Annotated in this window: 15 protein-coding genes and 1 pseudogene; 10 read left to right on the top strand and 6 right to left on the bottom strand. The window is 72.4% G+C overall.

Annotation, left to right across the window (positions count from 1 at the left end):
- Nucleotides 1–435 precede the first annotated feature (435 nt).
- Both JD77_RS22605 and JD77_RS22610 read left to right on the top strand, forming a co-directional pair.
- Nucleotides 436–1842, top strand: coding sequence for an IS4 family transposase (locus tag JD77_RS22605; RefSeq protein ID WP_145776073.1), 1407 nt, complete (start codon nucleotides 436–438; stop codon nucleotides 1840–1842).
- Nucleotides 1843–1873: 31 nt separating this feature from the next.
- On the top strand, nucleotides 1874–3028 hold the full coding sequence (locus JD77_RS22610; protein ID WP_246140843.1) for an ISAs1 family transposase: 1155 nt from the start codon (nucleotides 1874–1876) through the stop codon (nucleotides 3026–3028).
- A 13-nt stretch (nucleotides 3029–3041) separates the two neighbouring features.
- On the opposite strand, the gene JD77_RS32940 is transcribed toward JD77_RS22610, so the two are convergent.
- Complete coding sequence (locus JD77_RS32940; RefSeq protein ID WP_211372634.1) at nucleotides 3042–3533, bottom strand: hypothetical protein; 492 nt, start codon at nucleotides 3531–3533, stop codon at nucleotides 3042–3044.
- Nucleotides 3534–3891: 358 nt separating this feature from the next.
- Here JD77_RS32940 and JD77_RS22620 point away from each other — a divergent pair, with 358 nt between their 5' ends.
- The 6 genes from JD77_RS22620 (at nucleotide 3892) to JD77_RS22645 (ending at nucleotide 9126) form a co-directional block, all read left to right on the top strand.
- Nucleotides 3892–4371 carry a DUF2975 domain-containing protein gene (locus JD77_RS22620; RefSeq protein ID WP_145776075.1) on the top strand — a complete coding sequence of 160 codons (480 nt, stop codon included), beginning with the start codon at nucleotides 3892–3894 and terminating at the stop codon, nucleotides 4369–4371.
- On the top strand, nucleotides 4371–4604 hold the full coding sequence (locus JD77_RS22625; RefSeq protein ID WP_145776076.1) for a helix-turn-helix domain-containing protein: 234 nt from the start codon (nucleotides 4371–4373) through the stop codon (nucleotides 4602–4604). Before JD77_RS22620 ends, JD77_RS22625 begins: the two co-directional genes overlap by 1 nt.
- A 96-nt stretch (nucleotides 4605–4700) precedes the next feature.
- Complete coding sequence (locus JD77_RS22630) at nucleotides 4701–5711, top strand: hypothetical protein (protein WP_145776077.1); 1011 nt, start codon at nucleotides 4701–4703, stop codon at nucleotides 5709–5711.
- Complete coding sequence (locus JD77_RS22635; protein WP_246140846.1) at nucleotides 5708–6703, top strand: ABC transporter ATP-binding protein; 996 nt, start codon at nucleotides 5708–5710, stop codon at nucleotides 6701–6703. Before JD77_RS22630 ends, JD77_RS22635 begins: the two co-directional genes overlap by 4 nt.
- On the top strand, nucleotides 6700–7548 hold the full coding sequence (locus JD77_RS22640) for an ABC transporter permease (RefSeq protein ID WP_145776078.1): 849 nt from the start codon (nucleotides 6700–6702) through the stop codon (nucleotides 7546–7548). The genes JD77_RS22635 and JD77_RS22640 overlap by 4 nt, the downstream gene beginning before the upstream one ends.
- A gap of 279 nt (nucleotides 7549–7827) precedes the next feature.
- On the top strand, nucleotides 7828–9126 hold the full coding sequence (locus JD77_RS22645; RefSeq protein WP_145776079.1) for an NAD(P)/FAD-dependent oxidoreductase: 1299 nt from the start codon (nucleotides 7828–7830) through the stop codon (nucleotides 9124–9126).
- A 218-nt stretch (nucleotides 9127–9344) separates the two neighbouring features.
- Here the strand turns inward: JD77_RS22645 and JD77_RS22650 are convergent, their stop codons facing one another.
- The 4 genes and pseudogenes from JD77_RS22650 to JD77_RS22665 all read right to left on the bottom strand — a co-directional run.
- The gene (locus tag JD77_RS22650) at nucleotides 9345–10490 is read right to left on the bottom strand and encodes an AI-2E family transporter (RefSeq protein WP_145776080.1); all 1146 of its coding nucleotides are present in this window, start codon (nucleotides 10488–10490) and stop codon (nucleotides 9345–9347) included.
- Between the two features lie 146 nt (nucleotides 10491–10636).
- Nucleotides 10637–11443: a spermidine synthase gene (locus JD77_RS22655; RefSeq protein ID WP_145776081.1), complete on the bottom strand. Its 807-nt coding sequence runs from the start codon at nucleotides 11441–11443 to the stop codon at nucleotides 10637–10639.
- A 138-nt stretch (nucleotides 11444–11581) separates the two neighbouring features.
- A complete protein-coding gene (locus JD77_RS22660; protein WP_145773015.1) occupies nucleotides 11582–12904 on the bottom strand; it encodes an IS110 family RNA-guided transposase in 1323 nt (440 codons plus the stop codon).
- Nucleotides 12905–13229: 325 nt separating this feature from the next.
- Nucleotides 13230–13870 (bottom strand): annotated as a pseudogene (locus tag JD77_RS22665) (DUF2267 domain-containing protein); the annotation flags it as partial.
- Nucleotides 13871–14104: 234 nt separating this feature from the next.
- On the opposite strand from JD77_RS22665, the gene JD77_RS22670 reads away from it, so the two are divergent.
- Nucleotides 14105–14422 (top strand): hypothetical protein, encoded by a 318-nt coding sequence (locus tag JD77_RS22670; RefSeq protein WP_145776082.1) that lies wholly within the window; start codon nucleotides 14105–14107, stop codon nucleotides 14420–14422.
- Between the two features lie 138 nt (nucleotides 14423–14560).
- On the opposite strand, the gene JD77_RS22675 is transcribed toward JD77_RS22670, so the two are convergent.
- A complete protein-coding gene (locus tag JD77_RS22675; protein ID WP_246140848.1) occupies nucleotides 14561–14959 on the bottom strand; it encodes an STAS domain-containing protein in 399 nt (132 codons plus the stop codon).
- 715 nt (nucleotides 14960–15674) lie between these two features.
- On the opposite strand from JD77_RS22675, the gene JD77_RS22685 reads away from it, so the two are divergent.
- Nucleotides 15675–16022, top strand: a complete 348-nt coding sequence (locus JD77_RS22685; protein ID WP_145776085.1) for an STAS domain-containing protein — start codon at nucleotides 15675–15677, stop codon at nucleotides 16020–16022.
- The last annotated feature ends 69 nt before the right edge of the window (nucleotides 16023–16091 follow it).

Here is a 16091-nt window from a genome sequence, read left to right on the forward strand (position 1 = left end):
CCGCCGGGCGCGGTGATCAAGAGCTTTGCGTCAGAGTCGATCTCTGATCTGACACAAAGCTCTTGATCACCGGTTGGAGTGGTCGGCACCGCCTACCCCACCGGCACGGGCCGTTGTCACCAGTTCCAGATGGTCGGTTCGCCGAGCTGGCCAGGGCCCCGGCAAGGTGGCGGTATGACCGTTGTGGGCGTTTGGGTGCGGACGCTCCGGATCATGGTGGTATAGAGACGGGCGTGGCCTTTCGATGATCATCCAGGTGTCGAGTCTGGGAAGATCAAAGAGGACCACGCCCGTTGAGATCATCATCGCTGATTGACGTCAACGCCGTTGCGTTTGGCGATCGGCGGATGAGTCAAGGGGGACTTTGAAGACGCGAACGGGACTTCTGATAGATCAACTTGTGTCGAGCAAGAAGATCATGCCTCAGGAGTCCCGTTGCAGGAGAAGTCTGTCATCACCCGGTCGATCGAGGTAGCCGGGGGTGTGCACGCGCCCGGACATCTGGGCGAGTTGACCCAGATCATCGACTTCGACCTGGTCGACGCGGTGCTGGAAGAAACCGGGACACGCGAGAAGCGGCTGCGGCTGCTGCCGTCTCGGGTCGTGGTGTACTTCGTCCTCGCACTCGCCCTGCTCGACCGCTGTTCCTACCGAGCGACGTGGGGGAAGCTGACCGCGGCCCTGGCCGGCTTGTGCCTGACGCGGCCGAGTATCTCCTCACTGTCACGCGCTCGCCGCCGGGTCGGAGTAGCGCCGCTACGGCGCCTGTTCGAGACCCTGGCCGGTGCCGTCGGTCTGCTCGGCCAGCCCGGCGTGTTCTACCGGGGCCTGCGTACCGTGGCCATCGACGGCACCCACCTGCACGTGCCCGACGAGGAACGGGTCACCTGGCGCTACCCCAAACGCGTAGGAGACAAGCTGGAGTTCGGCTACCCGCTGCTACGGCTGCTCGTGGTGATCGAGTGTGGGACCCGCGCCCTGCTCGCCGCGGCCTTCGGCCCCGAAACAGAAGGCGAACTGGCTTACGCGCGGCGGCTTCTGGGCGTCCTGGACCGCACGATGCTGCTGCTGGCCGACGCCGGCTTCGACGCCGCGGAATTCCTGCGCGACGTCGGCGCCACCGGCGCGCAGTTCCTGGTCCGCTCATCCGCCCGCCGCTGCCCGACCATCCAGCGTCGCCTACCCGACGGCTCCTACCTGGCCCGCATCGGCTACGGCAGCCTACCCGCTCTCATCCTGGTGCGGGTCATCGAAGCGCAGGTCACCGTCACACTGGCCGACGGCAGCCTGCGGCGCGAGCAGTGGCGGCTGATCACCAGCCTGACAGACCACACCCGCTACCCCGCCCACGAACTCGTGGACCTCTACCACGAACGCTGGCAGGCCGAAACCACGTATTTCTCGATCAAAGCGACCATGCTCGACGGCCGCGTCCTGCGCTCCCGCAGCATCCCCGGGATCGAGCAGGAGGTGTACGCCCTGCTCACCGCCTACCAGGCCCTCATCCGCGCGGCAGCAGACGCCACCTGCACCCAGCCCGGCCTGGACATGGACCGGATCAGCTTCACCATCCTCATCGACGCCGCCGCCGACACGATCACCACCGCCAGCGGAATCCTTCCCGGCAGCTCAACCGACCTCCTCGGCACGATAGGCCACGCCGCGCTGGCCGACCTCCTACCCGCCTGGCGCCGCCCTCGAATCAAGGCCCGCTCCCGCAAGAACCCGACCAGCAAGTACAGCCCGAACGCCGGACAGCACCCCGCAACCACGCAGACCTACACCTTCCACGCCGACATCACAATCTTCGAAAAGGGGCTTGCCTCCCGCTCACGGCGCTAAACGCAACGGTGTTGTGATTGACGTGTTGGCCGTGCACGCGGACCGCCTGGACGAGTCGTTGCCGGCGCAGCGCCGGTCGAGCCTGGTCGCGGCGTTGAGTGCGGTGCCGGACCGGCGAGATCCCCGCGGTGTCGTCCATGCGTTGCCTGGGGTCCTGGCCACGGCGGTCGCGGCGGTGCTGACCGGTGCCCGTTCCGCAGCGGCGGTCGCGGAGTGGGCCGCTGACGCGCCGCAGCAGGTCCTTGCTGAACTGGGCGTGTTCCGGGATCCGTTCACCGGGCTGTATCGGGCTCCGGACGAGTCCACGTTCCGGCGGGTCCTGGCCGGTGTCGATGCTGACGCCCTGGACGACACGGTCGGCCGGTGGGTCCTCGCGTGCCGGCCGGCGGCGGACACCGAGCGGCGGGTGTACAGCGTGGACGGCAAGACCTTGCGAGGCAGCGGCCCGGCCGGCGCCCAGGTGCATCTGCTCGCGGTGCTGGACCAGCACACCGGGACGGTCCTGGGTCAGGTCGACGTCGACGGCAAGACAAACGAGTTGACCCGCTTCCGGCCGCTGCTGGGCCCGCTTGACCTGACCGCGGTGGTCATCACCGCCGACGCCATGCACACCCAACGCGAGCATGCCCGCTGGCTGATCGACGACAAGAAGGCCGCCTACGTCTTCACCGTGAAGAAGAACCAGCCGCGCCTGTATCGCCAGCTCAAGACCCTGCCCTGGGCGAAGGTCCCGATCCAGGACGAGACCAGCACCCGCGGGCACGGTCGCTACGACATCCGCCGCCTGCAGGCAGTCACCTGCACCGGGCCACTCGCCCTGGACTTCCCGCACGCCACCCAAGCACTACGGATCCGTCGCCGACGACTGAGCCTGACCACCGGCCGCTGGTCCACCGTCACCGTCTACGCGATCACCAACCTGAGCGCCGCCCAGGCCGGTCCCGCCGACCTAGCCGACTGGCTGCGTGGGCACTGGGCCATCGAAACTCTGCACCACATCCGCGACACCACCTACGCCGAGGACGCCAGCCGCCTGCGCACCGGCAACTCACCCCGCGTCATGGCCACTTTGCGCAACACCGCGATCAGTCTGCTCCGACTGGCTGGCGTCACCGCCATCGCCGCAGCCCTACGCCACAACAGCCGAAACCCGCACCGGCCACTCCAACTACTCGGGATCACCTGAAACGGTCATATAGCTACCTTGCCCGAGCCCTGCCGAGCTGGCCGAGGGTGGGGCCGAGGCTCGGCGTGGCCTCGGTCCGCAGGATCCGGCCGTCCCTGTCGAGGACGTTCAGCTTGGTGACCTGACGGGGATCCACGCGCACCCCGCTCACCCCGGCCTCCAGGCTTCCACTGGCGATCGCCCGTCCCTTACCGTCGAGCAACTCGGCGCGGGCCGCCGACTCCGGCCCGAGGACCAGCACCCCGCGTGTCTCGCCTGGCACGGAGACGGCTACCAGGTGGGGGCGCCCCGATGGCGGTCTGGTGGTTGACCGATGTCCGGGGACCGTCTGCCGCGGTGGATCGGGAGAGGCGTCGGTCGCGAGTAATGCGGCGCAGCCGCGTCGGGCGAGCAGGAGTTCACCAGGACGGCCACCGGCGTGCCGTGACCCGGTCAGCAGGTACGTCGTCCGCAGTAGATCCCCGTAGCGGAGCTCGACGAACTCGCGGAAGCCGTCATCCGTCACGTACACCCTCCAGCCCCGTCTGGGCATCAATCGACGAGAGGATTGACCCTGGGCGGGCGGAAGGGTTGACCGACGGCGGAAACGACCGGCGGGTCGGTGCGCGGCAGGGGCCGGCCGGTGCTGAGGCGATCAAGAGCTTTGCGTCAGATCGGAGATCGACTCCGACGCAAAGCTCTTGATCACGGGTCGGGGTCGGCGCGCCGGCGCGGGTCGGGGTCGGCGCCCCGGCGCGGGGCGGGGTCGGTCCTCTCTGGACCGCTGGTTCATGGAACGGTGAGTGCCTCCGGCCGGCGGGCCGGCCCCGCGGAAGATCGGTGAACCGATTGACATTCGATAGGTGCCAAGCGATAGTCGATACATGGTCGCAGAGCATCGGGCGGTTGCGCCGCTCAGGGTCTTTCTCGTGTTGCTGTTCGGGGTCCTGGTCGTGTTCCAGACCTTCTCGCTCCCCGGGCAGTTCGCGCACATGGCGAAGGAGTCTCCGGACCTCGCGTACCTGAGGTGGCCGGCGACCGCCGTCTCCGTGTTCTTCGTCCTGTGCGTCCAGGCGGTGATCGTGTGCACCTGGAAGCTGCTCACCCTGGTCAAGGACGACCGCATCTTCACCCAGGCGTCCCTGGGATGGGTGGACGCGATCGTGTGGGCCGTCGCCGCCGCGTGGGTGGTCCTCCTGGGCGTGTTTCTGTACGTCGGCTTCCACGCGGACGACCCCGGGCTGCCGCTCCTGCTGTTCCTGATGTTGGTCGGTGTCGCTGTGCTGGGGCTGTTGATGGTGGTGATGCGGGCGCTGCTGCGGCAGGCCACCACGCTGCGCACCGACATGGAAGCGGTGATCTGATGCCCATCGTCGTCCGCATCGACGTCGAGCTGGCCAAACGCAAGATGAGCGTCGGCGAGTTCGCCGAGCGGGTCGGGCTGACGCCCGCGAACGTCGCGGTGCTGAAGAACGGTCGCGCCAAGGCCGTCCGCTTCAGCACGCTGGAGGCCATGTGCCGGGTGCTCGACTGCCAGCCCGGTGACCTGCTCGAGTGGGTCGAAGGCGAACCTCGCGGTGAGGAGAAACCCGAATGACGTACCTGCTCGCCGCCGCTTCCGAACTCTCCCGGCGGCAGCGTGGGCACCACGTGCGACGCGCCGGGTCCGCCCTGCGTAAGGAGTTGATCCGTCATGCGTCATCCGACTGACGACACGCTGCACCGGCTTCTGGACGAGCCGGCCGGCGTCGCCGACGCCGACCGCGAGCACGTAGCGGGTTGCCAGGTGTGCCTGTCCGGTCTGGCGGCCGCCCAGGAGGACACCAGGGTCGCCGTGGCCGGACCCCGGCGACGGCCCGGCCGCGCGCCCCGGTGGCACGCGGCGCTGCGCAGCCCGCTGGTCGCCGCCCTCGGCGTCGTCGCCCTGCTGAGCGGGGCCAGCGCCGCGGCCGCCGCCGACTGGCTGCAGGTCTTCCGCACCGAGCGGATCGCCCCGGTCACGGTCACCCGGGCCGACCTGGTCGCGTTGCCCGACCTCTCCGCGTACGGCACGATCGAGGTGACCCAGGAGCCCAACGTGCGCGAGGTCGCCGACGCCGCCACCGCGGCGAAGGTCACCGGTCTCACCGTCCCACGGGTGAGCGCGCTGCCCCGCGGCGTGACGGGCGAACCCACCTACCAGGCCGGCGGCGCGGTGAGCGCCGTGTTCACCTTCTCGGCGGAGAAGGCGGCAAAGGCCGCCGCGGCGTCCGGCAAGACCCTGCCCGCCCCGCCTACGGGCCTCGACGGCAGCCAGTTCCGGTTGAGCGCCGGCCCCGGGCTCGCCGCGGTCTGGTCGGAGGCCCGCGGCGTACCGGCCCTGGTCGTGGCCCGGGCGGTCGCGCCCACCGCGTACTCCTCGGGCGTACCGTTCGCGGCGGCGCGCGACTACCTGCTGTCGCTGCCCGGGCTGCCCGAGCACGTCGCGTCGCAGCTGCGCGACTTCTCGGGCGACGGGCGGACGCTGCCCCTGCCCGTGCGGGCGGAGCTGCTGACGAGCGCCCCCGCGGAGGTCGGCGGGGTGCCGGCCACGGTGCTCACCACCCGGGACGGCGCGATGGCCGGCGTGGTCTGGGTGGACGGCGGCGTCGTCACCGCGGTGGCCGGCTCGCTGAGCGCCGACGAGGTGCTGTCGGTGGCCCGCGGACTGCGGTGGGGCCGGTGACCAGCAGCCCCACCGCCCAGCAGGGCGGTTCCTCGCGCGACGCCGCGCAGCGGCTGCTCGCCGAGCTGCCCCCGTCCCCGGCGGTGTGGTGCTCGGGCCTGCGCAAGCGGTACCGGCGGCAGACCGCCGTCGACGAGGTCTCCTTCACCGTCGGCCGGGGCGAGGTGGTGGGCCTGCTCGGCCCGAACGGGGCCGGCAAGACCAGCGTCATCAAGATCCTGCTCGGCCTCGTCCGGCCAGACGAGGGAGAGGTGCTGCTGCTCGGGCGGCCCGCGCGGGATCCCCGCGCCCGGGCCCGCGTCGGCTACCTGCCAGAGCTCTTCCGGTACCAGCCGTGGCTCACCGCGGCCGAGGTGCTGGCCCTGCACGCCCGGCTCGCGGGCGCCGCGGTCCCGGCCGGGGAACGGCGCGAGTGCCTGGCCCTGGTCGGCCTCGCCGACCGGGCCGGGGACAGGGTCGGCGGCTTCTCCAAGGGGATGCAGCAGCGGCTCGGGTTGGCCGTCGCGCTGGTGGCCCGCCCGGAGTTCGTCGTTCTGGACGAGCCGACGAGCGCCCTGGACCCGATCGGCCGGGCCGACGTGCGGGACCTGCTGCTCTCCCTCAAGGAACGGCGGGTCGCCGTCCTGCTCAACTCGCACCTGATCGGCGAGGTCGAGCGGGTCTGCGACCGGGTCGTCATCCTCGACAAGGGCCGGGTCGCCGCCTCCGGCACCCTCCCGGAGCTGCTCGGGCGGCGCGAGCTGCGGCTGCGGCTCGACGGGGTGACGCCGGAGGCGGAGGCCCGACTGGCCGCCGCCGGTCAGTTCACCAGCAGCGGGGACTCGTTCACCGTCGCGCTGCCCGTCGACCCGGACCCGGCCACCGTGCCGGACCTCGTGGCCGACCTGGTCGGCCTCGGGGTGCGCGTACACGCCGTCGAGCCCGGGCGGATCAGCCTCGAGGAACGGCTGCTGGACATCCTGCGTACCGGATCGGAAGGTGACCGGCGATGACCGTCCGGACCGTACTCACCGTCGCCGCGCTCACCCTCCAGGAGGCCGCGCGCCGGCGGGTGCTGCGCGCGCTCGCCGTACTGACGGTCGTGCTGCTGGCGCTCAGCGCCTGGGGTTTCTCCCGGATCGACGCCGAGTTCGGCGGGCTCACCAGCGGCGAGGCCCGCATCGCGTCCGCCACCGTGCTCAACCTCGTGATGTTCGGCCTGAGCCTGATCGCCGCGCTCGGCACGGCGTTCCTCGCCGGCCCCACGGTGGCCGGCGACATCGAGTCCGGGACGGCGCTGGCGATCCTGGCGCGCCCGGTCCGCCGCTGGGCGGTGCTGCTCGGCAAGTGGCTGGGGCTGGTGGCCTTCGGCGGCGGCTTCGTGGCCCTGGCCGGCCTCGCCCAGCTGCTCATCGTCCGGGTGACCGTGGGCTACTGGCCGCCGGCGCCGGCGACCGGCCTGGCGCTGCTCGCGGTGCAGGCCATGGTCCTGCTCACCCTGGGCCTGCTGCTGTCCACCGCCATCTCGCCGATGGCGTCGGGCGTCGTGGCCGTCGGCCTCTTCGGCGCCACCTGGATCGCGGGCGTGGTCGGCTCGGTCGGCGAGGCCCTCGGCAACGAGAGCGTGGCCCGGGTGGGCACGATCTCCCGGATGCTGCTGCCGACGGACGGCCTGTGGCGCGGGGCGATGAACGCGTTCCAGGATCCGGGCCTGCTGGCGCAGCTCGGTCCCGGCTTACAGGCGCACCCGTTCCTGAACCATGCCTCGCTCACCGTCACCTACCTCGCCTGGGCCGCCCTCTGGCTCGCCGTGGTGCTCGGGCTCGCGGCCATGGCGTTCCACCGCCGAGACCTGTGACCCGCCGCCCCGCCGCAGCCACCGTGGCTGCGGCGGGGACAGATTCACGGAAGGGTGCCCTCGATGCACGGACGGGCACCCCTTCCGTGAATCTGCGCGGCGGCGGCGGACGCGGACAGGAAGGAGCGGCGGCTGGACCTGGTGGGCCGCCGCCCGCGCCGTCGTGTGATGCCATCAGGGCATCGTCGCCCCACGCAATGACGCTCATCCATGTAAAGTGTTCCGGTTTCCCCCGGGTCGGTACGTTTGTCCCCGGCGGCGGCGGGAACCGCAGCAGGCATGACGAAACCTCGTGTGGTGATCGTGGGGGCCGGGTTCGCCGGTTACCACGCGGCGAAGACCTTGAGCCGGATCGCCCGGGACCGGGCCGAGATCGTGCTGCTGAACTCGACCGACTACTTCCTCTACCTCCCGCTGCTGCCCGAGGTGGCCGCCGGAGTGGTCGAGCCCGGCCGGATCTCCGTGCCGCTCAGCGGCACCCTGAACGGCATCCGGGTCGTGGTCGGCGAGGCCGACCGGGTGGACCTGCAGAACCGCTGGGTGGGCTACACCAATCCCGAGGGCGACGCCGGCCGGCTCGCGTACGACCGGCTCGTGCTCTCCGTCGGCAGCGTCAACAAGCTGCTGCCCATCCCGGGCGTGACCGAGTACGCCCACGGGTTCCGCGGCCTGCCGGAGGCGCTCTACGTGCACGACCACGTGGTCCGCCAGATGGAGTTGGCCGAGCTGGCCGAGGACCCGGCCGAGCGGCGGGCGCGGACCACGTTCGTGGTGGTCGGCGCGGGCTACACGGGCACCGAGGTGGCCGCGCACGGGCAGTTGTTCACCGACCGGCTGGTCGCCCAGCGCCCCCACCTGGACGTCCGCCCGCGCTGGATGCTGCTCGACGTGGCGCACAGGGTGCTGCCCGAGATGGACCAGCGGATGTCGGACACGGCTGACCGGGTGCTGCGCCGGCGGGGCGTCGACGTGCGGATGGGCACGTCGGTGGCCGAGGCCACCCCGGACGGGGTGAAACTGACCGACGGGGAGTACGTGCCGACGTGCACCCTGGTCTGGTGCGTCGGCGTGCGCCCCGACCCGTTCGTCGCCCAGCTGGGCCTGCGTACCGAGAAGGGGCGCCTGGTGGTCGACGAGTACCTGACCGTCCCCGGCTACCCCGAGGTGTACGCCTGCGGCGACGCCGCCGCGGTGCCCGACCCGAACAATCCGGGGAGGATCTGCGCGATGACGGCGCAGCACGCACAGCGCCAGGGCAAGCTGGCCGCCCACAACATCGCCGCCTCGTACGGGCAGGGCCGGCGCAGGCCGTACCGGCACCGCGAACTGGGCTGGGTGGTCGACCTCGGCGGCAAGGACGCCGCCGCGAACCCGCTGAAGGTGTCGCTGTCCGGGCTGCCCGCCAAGGCCGTCACGCGCGGCTACCACCTGCTCGCCATGCCGTCGAACCGGGCCCGGATCGGCGCGGACTGGCTGCTCGACGCCGCCCTGTCCCGCCCGGCCGTGCAGCTCGGCCTGGTGCCCGCGAACGCCGTACCCCTGGAGAGCTCGTCGCCGGAGGTCGCCCGGTATTCCTGATGCCCGGCGACCTCCGGGGGCGGGCACTTGACGGCCGGGGGTCCCCGTCGCCGCCTCCCCGTCGCCGCCTCCCCGTCGCCGCCTCCCCGTCGGCGCCTTCCCGGCGCCGCCTTCCCGGCGCGGTCGGCGGGCCGCGAACTCGGCCGCCGCCGCCCGGGGCCCCACGTCCGCCGCCGCGCCGGAGCTCGGCGCCGAGTTCGGCCGTCGGCTGCCGCCGGTCAGCGGGATCCTCCGGTCTTCCTCCCGAGCCGGGAGCCCGTCTTCCCCCGGAACGGCAGACGGTCACGGAAGCGCCGTCGCGCGGCGTCGCGCGGCGTCGGGGGCGGCGGCCGACGGTCCGGCGGGAGGAACTCGCGCAGCAGTAGTTGGACGACGCCCGCGGCGGGGACGGCCAGCAGCGCGCCCAGCAGCCCGGCCAGCTCCGCGGCCAGCAGGATGCTCACCACGACGCTCAGCGGGCTGAGCTGGACCGCCCGGGACATGATCACCGGCCCCAGCAGGTGGTTCTCCACCTGCTGGTAGACCGCGAAGAAGACCAGCACGACGATCCCGGCGGTGGGGGAGTGCAGGAAGCCGGCGAGCACCGCGATGACCGCGCCGACGGTCGCCCCGACCAGCGGGATCAGGTCGGTGAGGGCCACCAGCAGGGCGATCACCCCGGCGAACGGCACCCCGGTCAGGGTCAGCACCACGAAGGTCAGCACCCCGACGATCACGCTGATCAGCAGGTTGCCGCCGAGGTAACCCGTGACGACCCGCGACACGCCCCGGCCGATGCGCCGCAACCGCTCCGCGTGCTGGTCGCCGGCCAGGCGCAACCCCGCGGTGGTGATCCGGGGCGCCTGCAACACCATCAGGTACGACACCACGATCACCGTCGCGACCCCGGCCCCGGTCTCCACCGCGCTGCGGAAGAAGCCGTACGCCGGCTCCCCGACCCGCCCGCCGAACTGGCTCAGCTGCGCCGAGTGAGCGGCCACGAACTGACGCAGCCGCAGCCGGTTCAGCAGCTCGCCGATCCGCCCCTGCCCGGTCCGGGCCTCCCGCAGCAGCTCCGGGGCGTGCGCGGCGAACCGGGTCACCTCGCCGACCAGTGGCAGGACGATCCCCGCGAGCGCCGCCGCCAGCAGGACGAACACGACGACGAACACCAGCAGGGTGGCCAGCGCGCGCCGCCGTACCAGCCGGCGCTGCACCGCGTCGACCAACGGCTTCAACGCGACGGCGAAGAACGCCGCGACGATGATCCAGCTCAACACGCGCTGGGTGGCCCAGACCAGGGCGAGCACCACGACGGTTGCCAGCACCACACCGATGACCACTGCCGCCCGGCGGGCCGTGATCCGGTCGTCGGCGTTCCTCATCCGGCGCGGCTACCCGGTGGCAGCCGCCGGAAACCGCCCCGTCGGCGCCGCCTCGCCGCCTCGCCGCTTCGCCGCTCCGTCCCTCCTCGCCTCCTCGCCGCCTCGCCGTCGCGCCGGCGGCGAGACGGGGATGAGAACCGGAGGCGTCAGGAGGGGGCCGTTCCTCGCGCCACGCCGAGGGAGGCGTCGGTGCCGGGCCGGGCGCCGGCGACGAACGCGTCGAGGGCCGCCCCGTGCAGCACCTGACCGGGAACCGGGTCCCGGGCCGCCCGCGCGGCGAGCCGGCCGACCGGCAGCCGGCCCGCCCGGTGGGCGGCGGCGAGCACCACGTTGCCGTAGCGGCGCCCACGCAGCATCCGGCGGTCGGCGACCAGGCAGACCTCGGCGAACATGGCCCGCAGGGTGGCCACCCGGGCGCGGGTGAACACCAGCGGCGGCAGGTCGGTGACGTTGACCAGGGCGATCCCGTCCGGGCGCAGCACCCGGGCCACCTCGGCGGCGAACTCGACGCTGGCGACGTGCCCCGGCATCCGGGCCGCCCGGTAGACGTCGGCCAGGACCAGGTCGTACCCGGCGGGCGGGGCGGCCGTCACCGCGTCCCGCGCGTCGGCGACCTCGACGCGTACGCCGGGCGGCGGCGGGGGCAACTCGCGACGCACCAGGTCGACCACGTCGGCGTCCCGCTCCACCACGAGCTGGGCCGAGCCGGGCCGGGTCGCCCCGACGTACCGGGGCAGCGTCAGCGCGCCCCCGCCGAGGTGCAGGGCGTCCACCGGGGCGCCGGGCGGCGCGGCGAGGTCGACCAGGGCGGCCATCCGGCGGACGTACTCGAAGTGCAGGTGCCGGGGGTCGGCCACGTCGACGTACGACTGGGCGACCCCGTCGGCGAGCAGCGTGCGCCCGCTCGGCCGGCCCGGGTCGCCCACGAGCTCCAACCCGTCGACGGAATGCATGCCGGGCACGCTACCGCGACTCCCCGACCCCACCCCTACCGCGATCTGACCGGTAAATGACCTGTACCACGACGGGTTTTGGGCGCGGTGGGCTGGCCCGGTGTTGATGGCCAGCCCGGGCGGGGTGGGGGTGTGGGGTCAGGTTGTCGGTTGCAGGGTGACGGTGTGGCCGAGGGCTTCGAGTTGCCGGACCAGGCTGTTGATCTTCCGGGTGGTGTTGATACGGCGTTCGTGGAAGTCGGCGCCGAGATCGTGGTAACGGGCGGTTGGGTCGTTGAGCAGGTGCCAGATGATCACGAGGATGGAGCGGGCGACGGCGACCTTGGCCTTGCCTTTGCCTCGACGTGTGACCAGACGCCGGTAGCGTTCGGACAGGAACGTTCCCTTGCCGCGGGCGACGGTGGCTGCGGCCATACCGAGGGCGCCTTTGAGGTACGGATTGCCTTTGCCTGTCTTGCCCGCGGTGAGGCTGGTACCGGACTGGATGGTGCGCGGACACAGCTTCGCCCAGGACACCAGGTGCGCCGCGGTGGGGAACCGTGTCATGTCCAGACCGATCTCGGCGATGATCAGTTGCGCGGACTCGGTGCTGATGCCCGGGATCTCGGCCAGGCGCCGCCGGGCGTCTGGCGCCGGGGTGTCGCCGTCGCCGCCGCCCGGCTGGGAGGGTGGGTCGATGTCGTCGAGTATCTGCCCGATCCGTGTGGTGAGTTTCGCGATCTCGGTGTCGAGGCGGTCGATCTGGTCGAGCAGGATCCGGGCCAACTCGCCGTGATGGTCGTCGAAGCGGCCGGTGAGTGCCTCGATGAGGGCGTTGCGTTTGCGGCGCAGCGCTCCGTGGGCCAGCGAGGCGAGGGTCGCCGGATCACGTTGACCGGCGATCAACGCCTCAACCATGTCCCGCGTCGACACCGTCCGCAGGGTGGAGGCCACCGACGACACCTTGATCAGGGCGTCTTCAAGCAGTTTCTCCAACCTCGACCAGTAGCGGGTCCGGTCCCGGACCAGATCCACCCGCATCCGGGTGTAGTCACGCAACACCCGCACCGGAGCCGCAGGCACGAACGAGGGCCGCAACAGGCCCTTCTCGGTGAGCTTGGCCAACCACACCGCGTCCAGCTTGTCGGTCTTCGGCCGCCCGGGCACGTTCTTGACGTCACGGGCGTTGACCAACTGCACGTCCAACCCGGCTGCCTCGAACAGGTAGAACCAGATCCGCCAGTAGTCCGACGTGCTTTCCACGGTGACCTTCTCCACCCCCGCCGCCACCAGATCGGCGGCAAGGTCACTGACCGCGTTCGTGGTCGCCGTCACCTGCCACACCCGGCTCACCCGCCGCCCACCCGCGGCGGGTAGCCGGGTACACACCATCCCCGACTCCTTGGCCACATCGACCGCACACACCCGCTCCCAGACCTTCTCGCTGTCAGCGTCCGGGATCTCTTCGGGTAACCCGCGCATCCGCCCGCGTCCCTCCTCACCGTGATCGACCAGTGGGTAGGTCGCCCGGGGGCCTCGGTCGGGAACCGAAAATCTGACCGGCGTGCTCGAAGCAACAGTGCGTGACCCACAAGAGTCCGGGCCCCGGCGCCAGACTTGCAGACGGCCTCAACTAGACCAAGATCGATCGGCGTCGGCGGGCGACCTGTCCACCATTTTCACGCCTGCGAGGCGTCCCGAAAAGACCGGGTGACTTGCAGTTTCGGCCCCGACAGATCCGACAAAAGCCGCGAACGAGGGGCGCAAAGTGCAAGATCGCGGGGGCTGGTGGGTCGGGTCAGCCGGCGAGCAGGTCGCGCAAGCCGTCCGGTACGTGCAGCGAGGCGATCAGGTCGCCGTCGCGGTCGGCCAGCGCGGCGAGCGTCGCCGCCGCCTGATACCGGGCCTGCTCCGGGGTACGGCCACAGAGCCGGGCCACCTCGGCGAGGAAGCCGGGCAGGTCCTGGTGGCGCTGGACGCCGTCGGCCGGGACCACGTCGTGGAGCTTGAACGGCACCGCCTCCAGCAGTCGCTGCCGCTCGGCCCGCTCCAGCGCCCAGGCGAGGGTGAGCACCGTGGCCTCGGCCGCCACCTTCGCGGTCCGGAAGTCGACCCCGGCGCGCCGGCCGACGTCGTCGACCAGCCCCCGGTAGCCCGTGTCCACCGTGCCCGGCGCGCCGCCGACCGAGCGGCCCGGGCGTGGCTGGGCCGGGCCGGGCTGCGTCACGGACGGCGTGGGGGGCGGCGGCGGCTTCGGCCCGCCCTCGACGGTGGCCGGCTTGTGCCGTCCGGCCGGCGGGGGCCCGCCCGCTTGCCCCGGTCCAGGTGGGCGAGTTGCTTGGTGGCGCTCAGGCTGGCGCCGGTCTCGCTGGCCCGCAGGCCGCGCTCGCGGGCCTGTCGGGCGAGGGCCCGGCGGCGTTGGTTGTCGCCCTCCATCTGCTTGCGCATCGGCACACCTCTTCCTTCTCCGATCCGCTGTCTCCCGTCGCCTTCCCGCCGCCGGCCGGGCGAAACGGGTGCCGCCCGGGCCGGCGGCGGCCATCGGGCGGATCTCGCCGGGCGGCGGCGACCCTCGGGCGGGGCCGGAGAGTCATCCGGGCGGGGTGAGGGGGCTCACCCCGCCCGGTCCCACGATCGAGCTGGACCGGAAGACTTCCGACGCACGCGGAAGGGAAGGTCGTCATGAAGAGGATCGTCGAGATCGTGCCCGCCCGACCCGGCTGGTACGCCCGCTGGCGGCTCGCGCCCGACGCGACCCGGTGCTACCCGGTGAGCCTCTGGGCGCTGACGGAGGAAGCCGACGGCACCGGCCGCGAGGTGATCGGGGTGGACTGCATCGGGCAGTGGCCCGGAGCGGACGACAACGAGGCGGGTGGAGAGTTCGTTCGTTACCTGTTCCAGACGCCCGATTCCGGACCGCCGGACGACGCCGAACCCCTGCCGGGCGCGGGTGACCTGCGTACCGCCGGTCCCCGCCTGCAACCGGTGACCGCCACCTAGGCCATCCTCCCCGGCCCCCGGCCCCTGGTCCCAGGGTCGGGGGCCACCCCCTCCCGCCGGGGGGCGTCAGGCGATGTCGCGCGCCTGGCGGCGCTGCTCGGCCACGCGGCCAGGTTCCAGCCCCGGCTGACCCGGGCCTCAGGCGGACGCCGTCGGCGGGTGCAGCCGGCGATCCGCCGCGGACGTTGCGTCGGGCAGGGGGCGGGTGATCAGCCGGGCGATGCCGGTCAGCGCGAGGATGCTGTCCAGGAACCGGGGGGTCGAGCGCAGCCGGACGGTGCTGCCGCACCGCTGCCCCTCGCGCCACGCGTGCACGATCATCGACAACCCGGTGCTGTCGATGAAATGCAGGCCGGCGAAGTCGAACACCAGCACCTGCGGGTGTTCCGCGAGCCGCCTGTCCACCTCCTCGCGCAGCGGCGCGGCGGTGGTGAAGGTCAGATCGCCACCGACCCGGATGACGGGCGCGCGCGGCTCGGCCAGGTCGACGGACAGGGTCAGCGGCGCCGCCTCGGGCTTCCTCCAATGAGGTACCACTGTCACGCCTTTCCGCAGGCTGCCGGTCGGGCAGGAGTCGTTCCGGATCGTAGCAACGCCGCCCCCGCTCCACCGGACAGGCGGGCCGGTCGGGACGGCGGAGAGGTGGCGGTGCCGGCGTACCGGCGTAGGGTGGGCGGAGAGACTGGGATCGCATGCGCCCTTCGGGTGGCCCGCGAAGGCGGGCGGGTGTCGACGAGGAGTGGGGCTCAGCTGGTGACTGTTGCCGACGTCGGGGGCTGGGACTACCCGGGCGACGGACGGATCTCCACGCCGAGTGTCGTACGAGCTCCGGCGTGCTCCGCCGACGCGCCCGGGCCCCCCGTGTCGCGGCCGCCGGCGCCCGACCGTGGCCCGTCCGACGTGGACTGGTCGGAGGTGGTCGGGCATTTTCGCGAGGGCCCTGCGACTGGCTCGCCCACGGCGACCACGACGACATCGCCGTGCTCGCGCTTCGCGCGGTTCCGCCGCACGGCCGGCCGCGCCGGCACCTGCACGCGGTGCCGGCGCCGGTCGGCGTCAACGACGGGACGGAGTGGCGGCCATGGGCGTGAGTCGAGGAACCTCCCGGGGCCGCCGGGTTCCTGGCCGAGGGGCACGCGGCGCTCGCCGAGCGGCCGGGTACCCCGCCCCGGCGACCGCGCCCGGTCCGGGCGCCATGTCTATACTTGCTCCACTGCAAGCGTCCGCCTGCGGTGGAGCGGGAGGGACCACGTTGACGTTCACCGTCACGTACGCCCAGCGCGCCGGCGTCGGGGCGTGCCTGCGGCTGGCCGGCGAGCTCGACATGAGCAGCGCTCCCGAGCTGAACGCCGCGCTCGACCGGCTCACCGACGAGGGGGAACGCCACCTGCTGGTCGACCTGAGCGAGCTGACCTTCTGCGACTCGACCGGCATCGCCGCGTTCGTCCGGGGCGACAACCGGGCGACGGCCCGGGGCGGCTGGCTGCGGGTCACCGGTGCCACCGGCCGGGTCGAGCGGGTGCTGCGGATCACCGGCCTGGCCGACGTGCTGGGCTACGAGCCCGACACGGGCCACCCGGCGTCGCAGGCCACCCCCTGATCCGTTAGATTCCCGCCCGGCGGGTGATCGTCAGGTCCCGTCCGCCCCGATCCGAGGTAGGTATTTCCC

Source organism: Micromonospora olivasterospora (assembly GCF_007830265.1).
GTDB lineage: Bacteria > Actinomycetota > Actinomycetes > Mycobacteriales > Micromonosporaceae > Micromonospora > Micromonospora olivasterospora.

What these genes read in the sequence shown, in the direction of transcription:
- JD77_RS22620 (WP_145776075.1), top strand. Translation starts at nt 3,892, where the DNA reads ATGGTCGCAGAGCATCGGGCGGTTGCGCCGCTCAGGGTCTTTCTCGTG.
- JD77_RS22625 (WP_145776076.1), top strand. Translation starts at nt 4,371, where the DNA reads ATGCCCATCGTCGTCCGCATCGACGTCGAGCTGGCCAAACGCAAGATG.
- JD77_RS22630 (WP_145776077.1), top strand. Translation starts at nt 4,701, where the DNA reads ATGCGTCATCCGACTGACGACACGCTGCACCGGCTTCTGGACGAGCCG.
- JD77_RS22640 (WP_145776078.1), top strand. Translation starts at nt 6,700, where the DNA reads ATGACCGTCCGGACCGTACTCACCGTCGCCGCGCTCACCCTCCAGGAG.
- JD77_RS22645 (WP_145776079.1), top strand. Translation starts at nt 7,828, where the DNA reads ATGACGAAACCTCGTGTGGTGATCGTGGGGGCCGGGTTCGCCGGTTAC.
- JD77_RS22650 (WP_145776080.1), bottom strand. Translation starts at nt 10,490, where the DNA reads ATGAGGAACGCCGACGACCGGATCACGGCCCGCCGGGCGGCAGTGGTC.
- JD77_RS22655 (WP_145776081.1), bottom strand. Translation starts at nt 11,443, where the DNA reads ATGCATTCCGTCGACGGGTTGGAGCTCGTGGGCGACCCGGGCCGGCCG.
- JD77_RS22660 (WP_145773015.1), bottom strand. Translation starts at nt 12,904, where the DNA reads ATGCGCGGGTTACCCGAAGAGATCCCGGACGCTGACAGCGAGAAGGTC.
- JD77_RS22670 (WP_145776082.1), top strand. Translation starts at nt 14,105, where the DNA reads ATGAAGAGGATCGTCGAGATCGTGCCCGCCCGACCCGGCTGGTACGCC.